The organism is Sphingomonas sp. SORGH_AS_0789 (assembly GCF_031453055.1).
Taxonomy (GTDB): domain Bacteria; phylum Pseudomonadota; class Alphaproteobacteria; order Sphingomonadales; family Sphingomonadaceae; genus Sphingomonas.
In genome coordinates, this window is sequence record NZ_JAVIYV010000001.1 from 3,865,998 (window position 1) to 3,884,185 (window position 18,188).

The following is an 18,188-nucleotide window of genomic DNA, read 5'->3' on the forward strand; positions in this document are numbered from 1 at the left end:
GCCCTCCACCACCGCCGTTCAGCCTGAGCGAAGTCGAAGGCCACGCCCACCCCCTATCCTTGCGCGCGATAATCCGCCGTAACACCCCCGCACTCGGTCAGTTCGATCTCATGATCCGGGTCCCGCCACGTCTCGGCCAGCGCCTGCACTTCCCAGTCGCGCATCGCCGGATGCGCCAGGATCGTCTCCACCCAAGCGGCCCCCACCGCGCCGACATCGATCCCATAAGTTCGCACCCGGAACGCCACGGGCGCATAGAAGGCATCGACTGCCGAAAACCGCTCGCCGGCCAGCCAGGGGCCACCAAAACGCGAAAGCCCCTCGCCCCATAATTCGATCAACCGCGCGACGTCGCGATCGAGTCGGGCCGATGGCGGCCTGGCGTCTACACGCACCCCGACATTCATCGTCCGCTCGGCCCGCAGCGCGCCGAAGCCGCCATGCATCTCGGCCACCGCGCACATCGCCCAAGCGCGCGCCGCCTCGTCCTCGGGCCAGACGCCGGGATGCCGCTCGGCGAGATAGAGCGCGATGCCCAGCGAATCCCACACGGTCCGCTCGCCATCGATCAGCACCGGCACCTGCCCGGTCGGCGAGAAGGCGCGGAACGCCTCGTAATTCTCCGCCGCCACGAACGGCTCGACGCGGTCGGCAAAGCCGATCCCCAGCGCCTTCATCAGCAGCCAGGATCGCAGCGACCAGCTCGAATAATTCCGGTTCGCGGTGACGAGGGTATAGGCCATCAGCGTTCGAACTTCGCCGTCGTCTTGGCGGCGATCTCGTCCGCCGTGACGCCGGGCGCGCACTCGATCAGGCGGAAGGCGCTGTCATGGTCAGGCCGCTGGAAGACGGCCAGATCGGTGACGATCATGTCCACCACATTGCGCCCGGTCAGCGGCAGGGTGCAGGCGGGGATGAATTTCGGGCTGCCGTCCTTGGCATTATGCTCCATGACGACGATGATCTTCTTGACGCCCGCGACCAGATCCATCGCGCCGCCCATGCCCTTGATCATCTTGCCGGGGATCATCCAGTTGGCGATGTCGCCGCCCTCCGACACCTCCATCGCGCCCAGCACGGTCAGGTCGATATGCCCGCCGCGGATCATCGCGAAACTGTCGGCGGACGAGAAATAGACCGAGTGCGGCAGCTCGCTGATCGTCTGCTTGCCCGCGTTGATCAGGTCCGGGTCGACCTCATCGTCATAGGGAAAGGGGCCGATGCCCAGCATCCCGTTTTCGGATTGCAGTGTGACTTCAACGCCTTGCGGGATATGATTGGCCACCAGTGTCGGGATGCCGATGCCCAGATTGACGTAGAAGCCATCCTTCAGTTCCTTGGCCGCACGGGCAGCCATTTCGTCGCGGGTCCAGGCCATCACTATTCTCCCATCGGGTGCCACCGCCGGTCGGCGGGGAAGATGTCGTCCGCGCTACCCTTCAGCGCCTTGCCATAGACGGGGTTCGGGAAGACGAACCAGCCGCGCCCCCACAAGGCGGCGATGCGCGGGGCGTCCGCACGGGCGCGACGCTGGGCCACGCTGCCAGCTTCGTTGAACAAGTCGCTGAAATCGCCCAATTGATCGCCGCCCATCGCGATCACGCAATAGCGGTCGGCGATCCGTCGACGCCGGGCGTCCTTGCCGTCGCCGGTATCGGTATCGGTCCGCACGAACAGCGTATCGCCATGCACCGCCGGGCCCAGCCCCGCCGCATCGATCGCGCGCGCCGCGCCCGCCGCATCGTCGCGGTTGGTGTTGAAGATCACGGTCACGCCCATCGCACGCAGATCGGCAATCGCCGCCGTCGCGCCGGGGGTCGGCAGGACGGCGCGGCCGTCGCTTTTCTCCCACGCGCTCCAGCGGCCGGGAAAGGCGCGGTCGGCGCGGCCGGTCAGATCGTCCTGCTCGAAACCCAGGTTCAGGAGGACGGTTTCGTCGACGTCGAACACCGCCGCCGGGCGCTTGCCCGCACAGGACAGGAACCGGGGATCGTCGAGGGTCGCGCCCTCCTGGAGCACCACGCTGTCGCGCGGGGGGCGGCGGACCTGGTCGGCGGCATAGGTGACGAGCGCGCTCCAGGCCTGGCGCGAGATCGCATCCGCCTCGGCCGAGCCGTAGAGATATTGCATCCCGGCGAGCTTGGGGTTCGCCGCCGCCGGGGCTGGAGGGGCGGGACTGGTGTTGCCGACCGCGACGACGCAGCCGGACAAGGACAGGGCGGCGGCGAGGGTCAGGGCCAGCCTCAAGCCGGGGAGCCCTCCCCCAACCCCTCTCGCTTGCGGGAGGGGAGAGGTTGCGGGACGACCGACACGGTTCAACATCAGACGTTTCATGAACTCCCCCTCCGCCAGCAACGCTCCCCCTCCCGCAGGCGGGAGGGGCCTGCCCCAACCATCAAGCCCGCTCGCGGACCGTCCGAAACTCGATCTTCTTGTCGTAGGGCGCGCCGACGATCATCCGCTTCACATAGATGCCCGGCAGATGGATCTGGTCGGGATCGAGGCTGCCCACCGGCACCACCTCCTCGACCTCGGCGACGCAGACCTTGCCCGCCGTCGCCATCGGCTGGTTGAAGTTGCGCGCGGTCTTGCGGAAGATCAGGTTCCCGGCCTCGTCGGCCTTCCACCCCTTGATGATCGACAGGTCGGCGCGGATGCCGCGTTCGAGGATATAGTCCTCACCGTCGAAGCTCTTCACTTCCTTGCCCTCGGCCACCTTCGTGCCGACGCCGGTCTTGGTATAGAAGCCGGGGATGCCCGCGCCCCCCGCCCGGCACCGTTCGGCGAGCGTGCCCTGCGGACAGAACTCGACCTCCAGCTCGCCGCTGAGATATTGCCGCTCGAACTCCTTGTTCTCGCCGACATAGGAGGAGATCATCTTCCTGACCTGATGCGAGCGGAGCAGCTTGCCCAGCCCCACGCCGTCGATCCCGGCATTGTTGCTGGCGATGGTCAGGTCCCTGGTCCCCGCCGCCTCGATCGCGTCGATCAGCCGCTCCGGGATGCCGCACAGGCCGAAGCCGCCCGCGCAGATCGTCATGCCGTCGAACAACAAGCCGTCGAGCGCGTGGGCCGCGTCGCGATAAAGCTTCTGCATGGGCGTCCTCCCTATGATGGACGGAGCGTTAGGCGGAGCGGTGGAGCCCGGTCAACCCGGCGTTTGCGCTTTGCGAAGCAGCGGGTCTAGGCTGGGCGCCATGACCCAGATCACCGGCGGACGCCTGCTTGTCGATGCGCTTCTCGAACAGGGGTGCGACCGTATCTTCACCGTGCCGGGCGAAAGCTTCCTGGCGGTACTCGACGCGCTGCACGATACGCCCGCGATCGACCTCGTGACCTGTCGGCAAGAGGGCGGCGTGACCTTCATGGCGTGCGCCGACGGCACGCTGACCGGACGGCCGGGCATCGCCTTCGTGACGCGCGGACCGGGGGCGACCAATGCGGCGATCGGCGTCCATGTCGCACGGCAGGATTCGCAGCCGATGATCCTGTTCATCGGCGATGTCGACCGGGGCACCCGCGACCGCGAGGCGTTTCAGGAGGTCGATTTCCAGGCGATGTTCGCGCCGCTGGCCAAATGGACCGCGCGGATCGACGATGCCGCGCGCATCCCCGAATATGTCGCCCGCGCCTATGCCACCGCGATGAGCGGACGGCCCGGCCCGGTCGTGCTGGCGCTGCCCGAGGACATGCTGTGCGACCTGGTCGAAGGCCATGCCCGCCCCCGTATCGAACGCCCGTCGCAGGATGTGCGGATCGAGGACGTCATGGCCGTGCAGGCGCTGATCGAAAAGGCCGAGCGCCCGGTGGCGATCATCGGCGGCGCGCACTGGAGTGACGACGCGGTGGCGCTGGCCGGGTCCTGGGGTGAGGCAACCGGCATTCCGCTGGTCGCGGCCTTCCGCCGTCAGGATGCGGTGTCGGCGACCTGCCCGGTCTATGCGGGCAATCTGGGCTATGGTCCCAATCCGGCGTTGGTCGCCCGGGTGAAGGCGGCCGATCTGCTGATCGTGCTGGGCGCGCGGCTGGGGGAAGCGACGACCGATGGCTATAGCCTGATCGCCCCCGACCATCCGGGGCAGGTTTTGGTCCATATCCATCCCGACCCGGAGGAACTGCACAGCACCTATCGCACCGACCTGGCCCTGTGCTGCGATGTGGACCGCGCGCTGGGCATGCTGGAATTGCTGGCGACGCAGGCCGCCACGCCGCATCCCTCCGGGGCCGAAGCCCATGCCGCCTATCGCGCTTGGTCCGACCCGGCTCCGCGCGAGGGCGTGACGCTCGACCTCGGCCAGTGCGTCGCGGCGATGCGCGAGGCGCTTCCCGCCGACTCGATCCTCTGCAACGGCGCGGGCAATTATTCGGGCTGGTGGCATCGCTATTGGCGCTACGAGCCGGGGTGCCAGCTTGCCCCGACCTGCGGCGCGATGGGCTATGGCGTGCCCGCCGCCACCGCCGCCGGGTTGCGCCACCCGGACCGGACGGTCGTCGCCCTGGCGGGGGATGGCTGTTTCCTGATGAACGGACAGGAACTGGCGACCGCCGTCCAGCATGGTGTGTCGATGCTGGTGATCGTGGTCGACAATGGCGGCTATGGCACGATCCGGATGCATCAGGAGCGCGAATATCCCGGCCGCGTGGCGGGAACCCGGCTCGGCAATCCCGACTTCGCCGCGCTTGCCCGTGCCTATGGCTGCTGGAGCGAGAGGGTGACGCGGACCGAGGATTTTGCCCCCGCCCTGTCGCGCGCGATGGCGGAGTCGGGCGTGCGGCTGCTCCACCTGAAGACCGATATCGAGATCATCACCCCCGCCACCACCCTGTCGCGGATCGCCGGGCGTTAGGTCAGGCGTCATCTGCCTTCCGCCCCGGTTCTTGCCGGGGCAGGAAGCAAAGGACGCGAAAGTCCCATTCCGACACCCGCAAGACGATCCAAGCAACGCCGCCACGGCCTGCCGGACTTCACCCGATCGCCCCCAGGCAAAACAAAACCGCCCCGGCGTGAGCCGAGGCGGTGAGTTTCGTTGCTGATTGCTTTAGTCAGAAGCGAATAGCAGGATCAGATGTTGTCGCCAAGCGCGCCCTTCACCGATCCCTTGACCTGCTGGCCCTTGCCTTCGACCTGCTGGGCCTGACCCTCCGCCTTCAGATCGGCGTCATGGTTGTGCTCGCCCAGAGCTTCCTTGGCCTTGCCAACCAGTTCGTTGACGTTGCCCTTGATCTTGTCGGTCAGCTCACCCATCGGGGCCTCCATTTACTGGGGATTGTCACATCCCGTTGAACACTCGGAGATAGAACCCTTTGTTACGCGGCAAGTTCCCTGAAATTAATGTCAGATAAGCCCGGCGAGCGGGCTCGACGGATCGGCATAGCGGCGCTGCCCCATCCGTCCGGCGCGGTAGGCCATGCGCCCCGCCTCGACGGCCGCCTTCATCGCGCGGGCCATCAGCACCGGGTCCTTGGCCTCGGCGATCGCCGTGTTCATCAGCACGCCGTCACAGCCCAGTTCCATCGCCACCGACGCCTCGGACGCGGTGCCGACCCCGGCATCGACCAGCACCGGAACCTTGGCCCCTTCGACGATCAGGCGGATCGTCACCTTGTTCTGGATGCCCAGCCCCGAGCCGATCGGCGCGCCCAGCGGCATGATCGCCACCGCGCCGACATCCTCCAGCCGCCGGGCCGCGATGGGATCGTCGACGCAGTACACCATCGGCTTGAAGCCTTCCTTGGCCAGGATCTCGGTCGCGCGTAGCGTCTCGACCATGTCCGGGTAGAGCGTCCGCGCCTCGCCCAGCACCTCCAGCTTGACCAGGTCCCAGCCGCCCGCCTCGCGCGCCAGCCGCAGCGTGCGGATCGCGTCCTCGGCGGTGAAGCAGCCCGCCGTGTTGGGCAGATAGGTGATCTTCTTGGGGTCGATGAAGTCGGTCAGCATCGGCGCATTGCGATCCGACACGTTGACCCGGCGCACCGCCACGGTGACGATCTCGGCGCCCGAGGCTTCGACCGCCGCCGCATTCTGCGCGAAGTCCTTATACTTGCCGGTGCCGACGATCAGGCGCGAGCGGAAACGCCGACCCGCCACTTCCCACGAATCATCGTCCATGACCGGCGCGACATGATCGCCGCCACCGACAAAATGGACGATCTCGATCTCGTCGCCATCCTCGACCTCGACCTGCGCCAGCGTCGAGCGCGGCACGACCTCCAGATTGCGCTCCACCGCCACCTTTTCGGGCACCAGCCCCAGCTGACCCGCCAGATCGGCCAGCGACAGGCCTGCCTTTACCCGCTTATGCTCGCCATTCACGGTGATCGTCACGGTTCCATCGGTATGGGGCATATCTGTGTCACTTACCATGCAAGTCGCTGCCCGCTCGACGTGGGATAGGGCATGCGGTTAAGGAAGGCCCTCGATCTAGGCCCGGCCATTCCGAGCCGCAACCATGGGAGTGCGGATGTCCGCGACCGTTTATGTCCTCAACGGGCCGAACCTGAACCTGCTCGGCCTGCGCGAGCCGCATATCTATGGCCATGACACGCTGGACGATATTGCGGGGATGCTGGAGGATCGGGCCCGCGAGCTCGATCTGGCGATCGACATGCGCCAGTCCAACCATGAAGGCCATCTGATCGACTGGCTGCACGAGGCCCAGGCCTATGAGGCCAAGGCCGTGCTGCTCAATGCCGGGGGCTTCACCCATACGTCGATCGCGATCCATGACGCGATCAAGTCGGTGACGACCCCGGTGATCGAGGTTCACCTATCCAATCCTCATGCACGGGAGCCATTCCGTCATGAGAGCTTCATCGGGCGTGCCGCAAAAGGCACAATCGCGGGTTTTGGCGCGCATTCCTATCTGCTCGCGCTTGAAGCCGCGGCCCGGTTCTGACAGGAGCGCGTCCCATGACCGAAAAGACTGAACAAGCGATGAAGGTCGATGTCGACCTCGTCCGTCAGCTCGCCGAGCTGCTCGACGCCACCGCCCTGACCGAGATCGAGGTCGAGCATGGCGACCGCAAGATCCGCGTCGCGCGCAAGGCCGCGGCCGTCGCCCAGATGGGCTATGCGCCGGCGCCCGCGCCCGTCGCTGCCCCGGCCGCCGCGCCCGTCGTCGCCGCCGCACCCGCAGAAGTCGGAGCCTCGGCTCCGGCCGTCTCGGCCAATGCGGTGAAGTCGCCGATGGTCGGCACCGTCTATCTGTCGGCCGAGCCGGGCGCCAAGCCCTTCGCCTCGGTCGGGCAGAAGGTCGCTGCGGGCGACACGCTGCTGATCGTGGAAGCCATGAAGGTGATGAACCCGATCACCGCGACGTCGGCGGGCACCGTCACCGCCGTCTTGGTCGAGAACGGCCAGCCGGTCGAGTTCGACCAGCCCCTGGTCGTCGTCGAGTAAGCCGCCTTGGCGCAGATCAAGAAACTCCTGATCGCCAATCGCGGTGAGATTGCGCTTCGCATCCACCGCGCCTGTCACGAGATGGGGATCGAGACCGTCGCCGTGCACTCCACGGCCGACGCCGATGCCATGCATGTGCGCCTCGCCGACCAGGCGGTGTGCATCGGCCCGCCCTCTGCGACGGACAGCTATCTCAACATCCCCAACATCATCTCGGCCGCCGAGATTTCGGGCGCGGATGCGATCCACCCGGGCTATGGCTTCCTGTCGGAAAACGCCAAGTTCGCCGAGATCGTCGAGGCGCACGGCCTGATCTTCGTCGGACCCAAGCCCGAGCATATCCGGGTGATGGGCGACAAGGTGGAGGCCAAGCGCACCGCCGGCGCGCTCGGCCTGCCGCTCGTCCCCGGTTCGGACGGCGCGATCTCGGATCTGGATACGGCCAAGGCCCTCGCGGCCGAGATCGGCTATCCGGTGATCATCAAGGCGGCCAGCGGCGGCGGCGGTCGCGGCATGAAGGTCGTGCCCTCCGAAGACCAGCTCGAAACGCTGATGCAGCAGGCGGGCACCGAGGCGAAGGCCGCGTTCGGCGACGCCACCGTCTATATGGAAAAATATCTGGGCAACCCCCGGCATATCGAATTCCAGGTATTCGGCGACGGCAACGGCAACGCGATCCATCTGGGCGAGCGCGACTGCTCGCTCCAGCGCCGCCACCAGAAGGTGCTGGAGGAAGCCCCCTCGCCGATCATCTCGGCCGAGGAGCGCGCGCGCATGGGCGGCGTGGTCGCCAAGGCGATGGCCGATATGGGCTATCGCGGGGCGGGCACGATCGAGTTCCTGTGGGAAAATGGCGAGTTCTATTTCATCGAAATGAACACCCGCCTGCAGGTCGAGCATCCGGTGACCGAGATGATCACCGGGCTGGACCTGGTGCGCGAACAGATCCGCGTCGCCGAGGGACATCCGCTGACGCTGCGCCAGGAAGACGTGCAGTTCCGCGGCCACGCCATCGAATGCCGCATCAACGCGGAAGATCCGCGCACCTTCGCCCCCTCGCCGGGCACGGTGAAGATGTATCATGCGCCGGGCGGCATGCATGTCCGCGTCGATAGCGGGCTGTATCAGGGCTATAAGGTCCCGCCCTATTACGACAGCATGATCGCCAAGCTGATCGTGTACGGCACGACCCGCGAAGGCGCGCTGCGCCGCCTGCGCCGGGCGCTGGAGGAGTTCGTGATCGAGGGGATGAAGACCACCATCCCGCTCCACCAGTCGCTGCTGGACGATCCCGAATTCCAGAAGGGCGACTATACGATCAAGTGGCTGGAGGAGTGGCTGGCCAAGCAGGCCTGACCTCTTTCCATTCCATGTTCGATCAGGGGCGCTCGGCCATAGGACCGGGCGCCCTTTTTGTTTTCCAGGCCGCGTCCCGGCTAATGAAGGGCTGGTGAACAATCTTTCACTGGTGAAACATGGCCTGTGCAACCGGCATTTCCGCGGTGCCTTTGATGAAAGGAGTATCGCAGATGAAACTTCTCCGTCCCCTCCCCGCCCTGGCCGCCCTCGCCATCGTCGCGCTTCCATCGGCCGGCATGGCGCAGCGCGTCTATGAACAGGCTCACGTGCCCGGCAAGAACGGCAGCGTGCGCGTGATCGAAGTGCTCAAGTCCGGCAAGAAGCTGGAAACCGTGTCGTGTCACGACTTCGGCCTGCTGGATGAAAGCTTCCGCCCGCAGGCGATCGTCTATGCGGCGAACTATGGCCCCAAGGGCAAGCCCCATCCGACCTATACCGTCGACGGGGTCGAGAACATCGTGCCCGTCGTCGTCGACCAGTGCAAGGCCCGGCCCGGCGACCATTTCACCACCGCCGTCGCCCGCGCGCTCAAACGGATGCCGGTCGCCGCGAAGCACTAAACGGATTTCCGCGCGGGGCGGGCCCCCTGCCCGTCCCGCTCTTTCCGGTCACGAGAGCCTTGGCTTTCACCGCTGCGGAGCGCATAAGCCGCTCATGGCCATTCGGGCGACCATCTATCACAATCCGCGATGCTCCAAATCGCGCGAGGCGCTGGCCCTGCTGAACGACGCCGGCGCCGATGTGACGGTGGTCGAGTATCTCAAGTCGCCGCCTTCCGTCGAAGAACTCGCGCGCCTCTATGCCAAGGCTGGCCTGGCGCCGCGCGACGGGCTTCGCAAGGCCGAGGCCGAGGCAAAGGCGCTCGCACAGGCGGACGAAGCCACCGTGCTGGCCGCGATGGCCGCCAATCCCATCCTGATCGAGCGGCCGCTGGTCGAGACGCCCAAGGGCGTGGTCATCGGCCGCCCGCCCGAAGCCGTGCGGGGCATCCTGTGATCGCTGCCCATTATTTGAGCAGCATCCATCCTTCTGCCCGCTTTTCGGGCGCAAATCTGACCATTTTCTTGCCCTTCCAGGAGGGGAAGGCAGTTGGCACGATCTCTGCAACGCGTGAGATCGGGCGAGGGTTCGAACATCATCGGGGACAGTCAGGCTCGTGAAAAAGATTGAGGCGATCATCAAGCCGTTCAAGCTCGATGAGGTGAAGGAGGCGCTGCACGAAATCGGCGTGTCCGGCATCACCGTCACCGAGGCGAAGGGTTTCGGCCGCCAGAAGGGACATACCGAGCTCTATCGCGGTGCCGAATATGTCGTCGACTTCCTGCCGAAGGTGAAGCTGGAGGTGGTCGTCGAGGACGGTCTGGCCGAGCGCGTGGTGGAGGCGATCGCCGCCGCCGCGCAGACCGGCCGGATCGGCGACGGCAAGATCTTCGTGATCCCGGTCGAAACGGCGCTGCGCATCCGCACGGGCGAGCGCGACGACGCGGCGATCTGACGCACCCGACACTCATCCGTCACCGGGCTGACATTCGGCCCGGCTAAACACGTATCACCGGCCCCGGCCTTTCGCCGGAGGGCGGCCAAGCAGAGAGAGAACGGCACATGGCGAATACGGCCAGCGACATCCTGAAGAAGATCAAGGACGAAGAGATCGAGTGGATCGACCTGCGCTTCACCGATCCCAAGGGCAAGTGGCAGCACCTGACCATGGTCGCCTCGATCCTGGGTGAGGATGAGCTGACCGACGGCCTGATGTTCGACGGCTCCTCGATCGAGGGCTGGAAGGCGATCAACGAGTCGGACATGGTCCTCAAGCCCGACCTCGACGCCGTGTACACCGATCCGTTCTCGGCCACCCCGATGCTGATCGTGTTCTGCGACATCGTCGAGCCGTCGACCGGCGAGCTGTACGCCCGCGATCCGCGCTCGACCGCCAAGCGCGCCGAGGCGTTCGTGAAGACCACCGGCATCGGCGACACCGTCTATGTCGGTCCGGAAGCCGAATTCTTCATGTTCGACGACGTGCAGTTCGACACGAACTATTCGTCCTCCTACTTCAAGATCGACGATATTGAGCTGCCGACCAACACCGGCCGCGAATATGAGGGCGGCAATCTCGGCCACCGTCCGCGCGCCAAGGGCGGCTATTTCCCCGTCGCGCCGGTCGACTCGGCGGTCGACATCCGCGGCGAGATGGTCACCACCATGCTCGAAATGGGCCTGCCCTGCGACAAGCACCATCACGAGGTCGCCGCCGCGCAGCACGAGCTGGGTCTGACCTTCGGCACGCTGACCCAGACCGCCGACCGCATGCAGATCTACAAGTATGTCGTGCACCAGGTCGCCCATGCCTATGGCAAGACCGCGACCTTCATGCCCAAGCCGATCAAGGAAGATAACGGCTCGGGCATGCACACCCACTTCTCGATCTGGGAAGGCAAGAACCCGCTGTTCGCCGGCAATGGCTATGCGGGTCTGTCGGAAATGTGCCTGTACTTCATCGGCGGCATCATCAAGCACGCCAAGGCGGTGAACGCCTTCACCAACCCGACCACCAACAGCTACAAGCGCCTGGTGCCGGGTTACGAAGCGCCGGTGCTGCTCGCTTACTCGGCGCGCAACCGTTCGGCTTCGTGCCGCATCCCCTACGGCACCGGTCCGAAGTCGAAGCGCGTCGAAGTGCGCTTCCCCGACGCACTGGCGAACCCGTATCTCGCTTATGCGGCGCTGCTGATGGCGGGTCTGGACGGTATCCAGAACAAGATCCATCCGGGCGAGGCGATGGACAAGAACCTGTACGACCTGCCGCCCGCCGAGCTGGCCCAGGTTCCCACGGTCGCCGGTTCGCTCCGCGAAGCGCTCGACTCGCTGGCCGCCGACCACGACTTCCTGCTGAAGGGCGATGTGTTCACCAAGGACCAGATCGAAAGCTATATCGAGCTGAAGATGAGCGAAGTGATGCGCTGGGAAATGACCCCCAGCCCGGTCGAATACGACATGTACTACAGCGGCTGATCCAGCCCCTGCACGATGTCACTACGGGGAAAGGGGCCGCAAGGCCCCTTTCTTTTTGGGACGACAGCCGCCGATACGGCCGTGAGGTACGGATGACGTCAAAGCTCTTGGACTGACGCAAGGACGACACTCGCCGTCCTCCGCAAATAGAGCAGGATAACATGAGTACCTGCCCCCTGCCCTTTCGGGGGCAATGGACTCAGCGAGGGCAGAGGGAAGAATAGGCGGATCGAATGTCGATCCGAGCATTAAACAGGGCGGGCTTCCCCGACCGCATAGACCCGAAGATCGCGCTCACCGATGCCCAATACCGGCCATGCCGCCCGCCATTCGGCAATATGCGGCGACGCGAAATGCGCATCCAGCGCCGCCTGATCGGCCCATATCTCCTTCACATGGATGAGGCCGGGGTCGAGCACGTCCTCGGCATAGCCATATTCCAGGCATCCCGGCTCGGCGCGGCTAGCCTCGACCATGCGGCGCATGACGGGGCGGGCGGCGTCCAGATTGTCCGGCGGCAACCGCACCGTGCCGACGATCAGCAGCCTGTCGCTCACGGCGTCACCGACACCCGCTTGGCCGACAGGATCTTGACCGGTGCCGCCAGCATCTCGCCCTTGAACGGCCCCTTGGCGGCGTCGGTCTGCGCGTCGAGGATCTTGTGGATCACGTCCATCCCTTCGACCACATGACCGAAGGCGGCATAGCCCAGATTGTCGCCGGGCTTGGAGGGATCGGCATCCAGCGAGGGCTGCGCGCCCACCATGATGGTGAAGTCGCCCCGCGCGCTGCCCGGCGCCAGCCGCGCGATCGAGATGGTGCCGTCCAGATGCTTCAGGCCGGTCTTCGTCGTCGGCTCATGCGCGATCGGGGGCAGGATGCGCTTGGGCTCGTTCTGGATACCGAACTGGACGAAGCCGAAATCGGGCGCGACGCGGACCGAGCGATAGAAGGTCACGCCGTCCAGCCGGTGCTGGTCGACATAGCGCAAGAAATTGGCGGTGGTGATCGGCGCATGAGTGCGATCGAGGTCGAGGACGACCGGCCCCAGGCTGGTCTGCATCGCGACCCGGACCATGACGAGCTTGGGGGCTTCGACCGTGGCCGGTGCCGTCGGCGTGGTCGGCGCGGCCTGAATGGCCAGCAGGGCGAGCGGGAGGAGCGCGATCATATGGGTCTCCGGTGGGCGATTTCAGCCAGCTTAACGGGAATGTCGGACGAGGAATATTCCTGGCGCTTCGACTTTGGTCAGGGGATCAGCACCGTGCTCCCCACCGTCTCGCCCGCCTCGATCGCGCGGTGTGCCTCGGCCGCGTTGGTCAGTGCGAAGCTCTGGCCGATTTCAGGCGCGATCGCGCCCTTCTCCAGCATCGCGAAGACCCGCGTGATCAGCCGCCGCTTGTCCCCGGCGGTCACCGCATAGTCGAACAGCGTCGGCCGCGTGACGAACAACGAGCCCTTGGCCGCCAATAGGCCCAGATGGACCCCGTCGACCGGCCCCGAGGCATTGCCGAAGCTGACCACCAGCCCGCGCCGCGCCATGCTGTCGAGCGAGGCGCCCCAGGTCGCCTTGCCCACGCCGTCCAGCGCCACCGGCACGCCCTGGCCCTGCGTGATCTCGCGAACCCGGGCGGCGACATCCTCGGTCCGGTTCAGGATGACGTGATCGGCCCCGGCGGCGCGCGCCTTTTCAGCCTTCGCCTCGCTGCCCACCGTGGCAATGACGGTCGCGCCGATCGCCTTCAGCCAGCCGACCGCCAGGTGCCCGACCCCGCCCGCCGCTGCGTGGACCAGCACGGGCCAGCACGGCTGGACGGCGGCGCAATCCTCGATCAGGAACGCGGTCGTCGCGCCCTTGAGCAGGATCGCCGCGGCCGTGCGATCATCAACCCTGTCGGGCAAGGGCACCAGCAGATCGGCCGCGACATTGCGGGCCGTCGCATAGGCGCCGCGCGCCGGGCCGAACACGCCGACGCGGTCGCCCACCGCGAAATCGGTCACGCCTTCGCCCAGCGCCTCGACCACGCCCGCCGCCTCCGAGCCCAGCCCGCCCGGCAGGTCGATGGGATAGAGCCCGCTGCGGTGATAGGTGTCGATATAGTTCAGGCCCACCGCATGGTGACGCATCCGAACCTCGCCGGGGCCGGGCGGTGGCAGTTCGTGCTCGCGCCACCGGATCACCTCGGGGCCGCCGGTCTTGTCGATGAACGCGGTCTTTTCCATGGGGTTCAGGCTCCTGTTCGACATGGTGGCAAGCGCAACGCCTCAATAATCCTTCGAGATGCGCACGTTCAGGCTCTGCCGCCCCAGCGTCGAGATGCTGGAGAGCAGCGACAGCCAGCGGGTGACCTGGAACTCGACCTGGGTCGCGGAATAACCCTGACCGTCGGTCACGATCTCGGCATAGAGGCGCCGGGTGATATATTTGCCCGCCGCCACCGACGTGCCGCGCCCCAGCTGCACATCGGCGGGCAGCACGCGCAGCCGGTCGAGCCCCGCTGCCCGGCGCACCGCATTGATCGGGTTCAGCCCGCCACCACCATCCTGAAGCGCGGCGACGGCGGCGGCCAGCTGCAACGCCTCGGGCGCGGACAGCTTGGCGATCGAGGTGCCGAACAACAGGCGCGACAACAGCTCGTCATTGGGAAGCGCGGGGGTGCTGGAAAAGCCGATCTCGGGCTTCAGCGCGGTACCGGTGACGCGGATCGAGGCGCTCAGCCCCTGGACATTGGCATTGGCGGCGATGTCGAGCGCGGGGTTGGCGGGCACCTCGCCGCCGAAGCGGATGATGCCGCGCGCCAGATCGAACTCGCGGCCCGCAAAGTCGTAATCGCCGCGGATCAGCGTCGCCTGTCCGGTGATCGCGGGATTGTCGGGCGTGCCGCCGATCTTCAGGTCCGCCGACCATTCGCTGTTGAGGCCCAGCCCGGAGACGATCAACCCGCCAGAGGCGCGCGCGCGGACGTCCAGCGTCCAGGGCTTGCGCGGAGCATCGTCCTCCTCGCCGCCGCCGGGAACATTGATCTCGCGGATGTTGAGCTGCGGCACCGCCGTCGCGGCGGAGGCGCGGCCCAGGCGATAACGGCTGCTGTCGAGCACCACATCGCCCGCGATCGTGCCGCCCGTCCCGTCCGAATGGAAGGTCAGCGGCCCGGTCACCGTCGCGGAGATATCGTCGCGCGCGATCATCGCGGCGCGGCTGGCCTGAAGCGAGAGGTCCAGCCCGATGCCATGGGCGGCGGCGAAGTCGAACTGGCCGCTGCCGCTAACCCGTCCCTCGCGCCCCGCCTGTGCGGCGAACCGGTCGATCACCAGCCGCGATCCGCCGAACCGGCCGCTGGCCTGGACGTCGGTCAGGACGGTGCCGGTCGTCGCGCTTTCGATCCGCGCGCCGGTCGCGCGCACCACTCCCCGGATGACCGGCTGGCGGAGCGAGCCGCCGACATCCGCGCCGATCGCCACCGGCCCCGACAGATCGAACAGCTCGACCCCGGTCAGCCGCCACAGCGTATCGGCGGGCCCGGCATAGCGTAGCTGCGCGATCAGCTGCCCGGTCTGCATCCCGCTGGCCCAGTCGCCCTGTCCGGCGGGCACCAGCAGCGCCTGGCCGCGCCCGACGATCCGCCCGCCCGATGCCATGACCGCGCGCACGCCCAGCCGGTCGGCGGACAATACCCCCGCCACCCCCATGTCGATCGGCCGCGAATTCAGCACCAGCCCCGCGCGCGTCAGCCCGCGAATGGTCAGGTCGACCTTGCCGGTCGGCGCCCCGCCCGCCCGGCGCAGGGTCAGCATCCCGCTGGCGCTGCCCCCCAGCCCGAGGCCGGGATAACCGATATCGAGCACGGCCAGCGGCATCCGGGACAGCCCCGCCTGCACCTCCACGCCATCGGCGTCGAGCCGCCCGGCCAGCTTCGCCTCACCCCCCGCAAAGGCGAGGCGCGTCGGCGCGAGGGCCCAGCCGTCGCCGTCGCGCGTGACCACGGCGGGCGACAGAAATTGCAGCGGACGCCGGTCGAGCGTGCCCTGCGCGGTCATCGACAGCCGCCCCGGCGTCACCTGCGTCACGGTCTGGATCGCGAAGGCGCGACCGCGCGACCCCGAAATACCGACCCGCACCTCGCCCGTCCCGCCACGCAACCGCGCGGTGCCGGTCATCTGCGCAATGTGGAAGGCGCCGTGCCGCACTCCCTGCGCACGCGCCGACGCCTCGACCGAGGCCCCGGCGGGATCGAGCAGCGCGATCAGGTCGAGCCGCCCCTGACGGACCGCCACGCCCGCGATCTGCGCCTGTCGCGCCGCCAGATGGGTTTCGATCCGCTGCACGCCATTGGCGGGCCGGAACAGCAATTCGCCCGACAGCCCGCCGCCCGCCACGCCCAGCTGTCCGACAAAGCCGCCCTGCGCCACGGTCAGCGCGCCGGTCGCCCTGGCACCGGCAACCTCCAGCGGCTGGAACTGGATCACCGCATCCTGCCCGCGCGGCAGCAGGATCGCGCCGGTCAGGCGGAACGAGCCCAGGCGCGATCCGCCATCGGCGCGGACCGCAAAGCCCTGGTCGCTGGGGTCGAGATGCGCGCGGACATTGGCAAGGCCCAGCGCGGCATTGGGCTGGGCGAGGATCAGGTCCAGCGTCGGCCGGTCGATCCGCCCGTCCAGCGTCATCTGCACCGGGCCATAGCTGCGCTGCCGCCCGCCGCCGACGAAGCGGAAGCTGCCGTCGGTCCGGCGGATCGCCTCGCCGGTCAGCCGGATATCCGGGCCGGTCAGCACCAGCCGATGGAAATGGAAGACGCCGTCCGGCCCGCGCTCCAGATCGGTGGTCAGGCGCGGCAATCCGCCCGCCAGCGACCGCAGGAAGCTGTTGTCGAGACGACGGACCTGCGCCTCGCCGCGCCCGACGATGCGCGTGCCATGGCCGCCCGCTCCCGGCACGGCGGTCAGTTTGGACCGGACGTCGACGACGCCCAGGCCGGGGATCAGATAACGCTGCAACGCGCCGTCCAGCGCGACATCGTAGCGACCGTTGGTCAGGTCGATCCGCAGGCCCAGCCGCCCCGCCAGCCTGTCCGAGCGCAGCGCGAGCCCCTGTCCGACGATCGCCCGCGGCGTGATGCGCAGGTCGCCCGCCACCGACAGGCGGCGCAATATGCCGCCCGCCGCCTCGCCGACCCCCGTCACCCGTGCGGCGGTGAAGCGGACCGGCAGGGTCAGCGGCCAGCCCCCGCTCAACCGCCCGCGCCCCTCGGCCAGCGCGCCGTCGAACCCCGTGCGATCGAAGGAGAAGCGGGTGGCCGCCAGCCGATAGTCGAAGGCTGCCCGGTCGAACGCGCCGTCCAGCCGCAGGCGCAGCGCGATCGCCTGTCCGCGCATATTGGCGAACAACGCTTCGGGCCGGAGCAGGCGCGCCTCCACCCGCAGCCCGTCGAAACGGTTGCCGCCCAGATCGACCGTCCCCGACGCCCGCGCCCGCAAGGCGGCCGAGCGCAGCGCCAGTGCGCCGGTCAGGCGGCGGTCGGCGAAATCGGCTTGCCCGGCCAGCGTCACGCGCGGCGCGGTCAGGCGCTGCAACCGTCCGCGCAGGATCAGCGAGGGGGTGAGATAACCCGATAGGGCATAGCGCCCCGCCCGCGCCGACAGCGTCAGGTCGGCCGCGCGCCGCTGCGCGATCAGGCCGTGCGCGCGCCCGTCCCAGCGGGTCCAGCTGCCCTTGCCCGCAACGTCGAGCGACACCGGCGCGCGCGCGCCCGACAGACGCGACAACACGCCCCCGGCACGCCCCCGCGCCTGGACCGCCAGGTCGAACCGGTCGCGGTCGGGCTGCGCGTCCAGCCGCAGGCGAAGCCGGTCGCTGCCCGCCACCGCGCCGTCGAGCGCGACGAGCGCCCGGCCGTCGCGAATATCCGCGCGTCCATTGATCCGGGCCACCCGCCGCCGCCCCAGCACGGCGGGCGCGAGGACCAGCCGGTCGAGGTGGAGCCGATCGATGCGGATATCGAAATCGGGCAGGATCGGCGTGTCGCGCCCGGTGCGGCGGGTGTGCGGCACATGGTAGAGCGTGGCCAGCGGCGCTTCGACCGCGCGGATGTCGAGTGCCCCCCGCGCCCAGTTCAACGGCCGCCAGTCCAGCCGCGCTCGCGGCACCCGGACCAGCAGGCCGTCCAGATCATAGACGCGCAGATCGACCAGCCGCATGTCCGAATAGAGCGACCCTTCGATCCGTCCGATCGAGAAGCGCAGGCCGGTCGGGGTGCGGATCGCCCCGATCCGGTCGGCGACCCAGCGATGACCGATCGCGGTATCGACGATCATCAGCGCGGCGCCGATCGTGGCCAGCACCAGCGCCATCAGGATCGCCAGCGCCCGACTCCAGCGGAACCGGCGCGCGGTCACCGGCGGATCGGCGGGCAGGTCC

18 protein-coding genes are annotated in these 18,188 nt (G+C 67.8%); 8 read left to right on the forward strand and 10 right to left on the reverse strand.

Annotated elements, in window-relative coordinates:
- Positions 1-53: 53 nt before the first annotated feature.
- The 4 genes from QE360_RS17430 to QE360_RS17445 form a co-directional block, all read right to left on the reverse strand.
- Entirely contained in the window at positions 54-743 is a 690-nt protein-coding gene (locus QE360_RS17430; RefSeq protein WP_309703589.1) for a glutathione S-transferase family protein, read from the reverse strand.
- A complete protein-coding gene (locus QE360_RS17435) occupies positions 743-1,378 on the reverse strand; it encodes a CoA transferase subunit B (protein WP_307104443.1) in 636 nt (211 codons plus the stop codon). Before QE360_RS17435 ends, QE360_RS17430 begins: the two co-directional genes overlap by 1 nt.
- Positions 1,379-1,380: 2 nt before the next feature.
- Positions 1,381-2,247 (reverse strand): HAD family acid phosphatase, encoded by an 867-nt coding sequence (locus QE360_RS17440; RefSeq protein ID WP_309703591.1) that lies wholly within the window; start codon positions 2,245-2,247, stop codon positions 1,381-1,383.
- Positions 2,248-2,395: 148 nt separating this feature from the next.
- Positions 2,396-3,097, reverse strand: a complete 702-nt coding sequence (locus QE360_RS17445; RefSeq protein ID WP_309703594.1) for a CoA transferase subunit A — start codon at positions 3,095-3,097, stop codon at positions 2,396-2,398.
- A 100-nt stretch (positions 3,098-3,197) separates the two neighbouring features.
- On the opposite strand from QE360_RS17445, the gene QE360_RS17450 reads away from it, so the two are divergent.
- Entirely contained in the window at positions 3,198-4,847 is a 1,650-nt protein-coding gene (locus QE360_RS17450; RefSeq protein WP_309703596.1) for a thiamine pyrophosphate-binding protein, read from the forward strand.
- 215 nt (positions 4,848-5,062) lie between these two features.
- Here the strand turns inward: QE360_RS17450 and QE360_RS17455 are convergent, their stop codons facing one another.
- Positions 5,063-5,245 carry a CsbD family protein gene (locus tag QE360_RS17455; RefSeq protein ID WP_307104433.1) on the reverse strand — a complete coding sequence of 61 codons (183 nt, stop codon included), beginning with the start codon at positions 5,243-5,245 and terminating at the stop codon, positions 5,063-5,065.
- A 90-nt stretch (positions 5,246-5,335) separates the two neighbouring features.
- The gene (gene thiS / locus QE360_RS17460) at positions 5,336-6,346 is read right to left on the reverse strand and encodes a sulfur carrier protein ThiS (RefSeq protein ID WP_309703599.1); all 1,011 of its coding nucleotides are present in this window, start codon (positions 6,344-6,346) and stop codon (positions 5,336-5,338) included.
- 115 nt (positions 6,347-6,461) lie between these two features.
- Here thiS and aroQ point away from each other — a divergent pair, with 115 nt between their 5' ends.
- The 7 genes from aroQ to glnA all read left to right on the forward strand — a co-directional run bounded on the left by aroQ (position 6,462) and on the right by glnA (position 11,773).
- Complete coding sequence (gene aroQ, locus QE360_RS17465; protein ID WP_058746681.1) at positions 6,462-6,896, forward strand: type II 3-dehydroquinate dehydratase; 435 nt, start codon at positions 6,462-6,464, stop codon at positions 6,894-6,896.
- A 14-nt stretch (positions 6,897-6,910) separates the two neighbouring features.
- Positions 6,911-7,399 carry an acetyl-CoA carboxylase biotin carboxyl carrier protein gene (gene accB, locus QE360_RS17470; RefSeq protein WP_309694318.1) on the forward strand — a complete coding sequence of 163 codons (489 nt, stop codon included), beginning with the start codon at positions 6,911-6,913 and terminating at the stop codon, positions 7,397-7,399.
- Positions 7,400-7,405: 6 nt separating this feature from the next.
- The gene (gene accC, locus QE360_RS17475) at positions 7,406-8,755 is read left to right on the forward strand and encodes an acetyl-CoA carboxylase biotin carboxylase subunit (protein WP_309703603.1); all 1,350 of its coding nucleotides are present in this window, start codon (positions 7,406-7,408) and stop codon (positions 8,753-8,755) included.
- Between the two features lie 173 nt (positions 8,756-8,928).
- On the forward strand, positions 8,929-9,318 hold the full coding sequence (locus QE360_RS17480; protein WP_309703605.1) for an HdeA/HdeB family chaperone: 390 nt from the start codon (positions 8,929-8,931) through the stop codon (positions 9,316-9,318).
- A gap of 100 nt (positions 9,319-9,418) precedes the next feature.
- Complete coding sequence (gene arsC, locus QE360_RS17485; RefSeq protein ID WP_309704226.1) at positions 9,419-9,754, forward strand: arsenate reductase (glutaredoxin); 336 nt, start codon at positions 9,419-9,421, stop codon at positions 9,752-9,754.
- A gap of 160 nt (positions 9,755-9,914) precedes the next feature.
- Positions 9,915-10,253, forward strand: a complete 339-nt coding sequence (locus tag QE360_RS17490) for a P-II family nitrogen regulator (protein ID WP_007405799.1) — start codon at positions 9,915-9,917, stop codon at positions 10,251-10,253.
- Positions 10,254-10,360: 107 nt separating this feature from the next.
- Positions 10,361-11,773 (forward strand): type I glutamate--ammonia ligase, encoded by a 1,413-nt coding sequence (gene glnA / locus QE360_RS17495; protein WP_307104423.1) that lies wholly within the window; start codon positions 10,361-10,363, stop codon positions 11,771-11,773.
- Between the two features lie 248 nt (positions 11,774-12,021).
- Here the strand turns inward: glnA and QE360_RS17500 are convergent, their stop codons facing one another.
- The 4 genes from QE360_RS17500 to QE360_RS17515 form a co-directional block, all read right to left on the reverse strand.
- Complete coding sequence (locus tag QE360_RS17500) at positions 12,022-12,330, reverse strand: putative quinol monooxygenase (protein ID WP_309703609.1); 309 nt, start codon at positions 12,328-12,330, stop codon at positions 12,022-12,024.
- Positions 12,327-12,944 carry a peptidylprolyl isomerase gene (locus QE360_RS17505; RefSeq protein WP_309703612.1) on the reverse strand — a complete coding sequence of 206 codons (618 nt, stop codon included), beginning with the start codon at positions 12,942-12,944 and terminating at the stop codon, positions 12,327-12,329. Before QE360_RS17505 ends, QE360_RS17500 begins: the two co-directional genes overlap by 4 nt.
- Before the next feature lie 77 nt (positions 12,945-13,021).
- Positions 13,022-13,996 (reverse strand): quinone oxidoreductase, encoded by a 975-nt coding sequence (locus QE360_RS17510; RefSeq protein ID WP_309703614.1) that lies wholly within the window; start codon positions 13,994-13,996, stop codon positions 13,022-13,024.
- A gap of 42 nt (positions 13,997-14,038) precedes the next feature.
- Complete coding sequence (locus tag QE360_RS17515; RefSeq protein WP_405052686.1) at positions 14,039-18,121, reverse strand: translocation/assembly module TamB domain-containing protein; 4,083 nt, start codon at positions 18,119-18,121, stop codon at positions 14,039-14,041.
- Between the last annotated feature and the right edge of the window lie 67 nt (positions 18,122-18,188).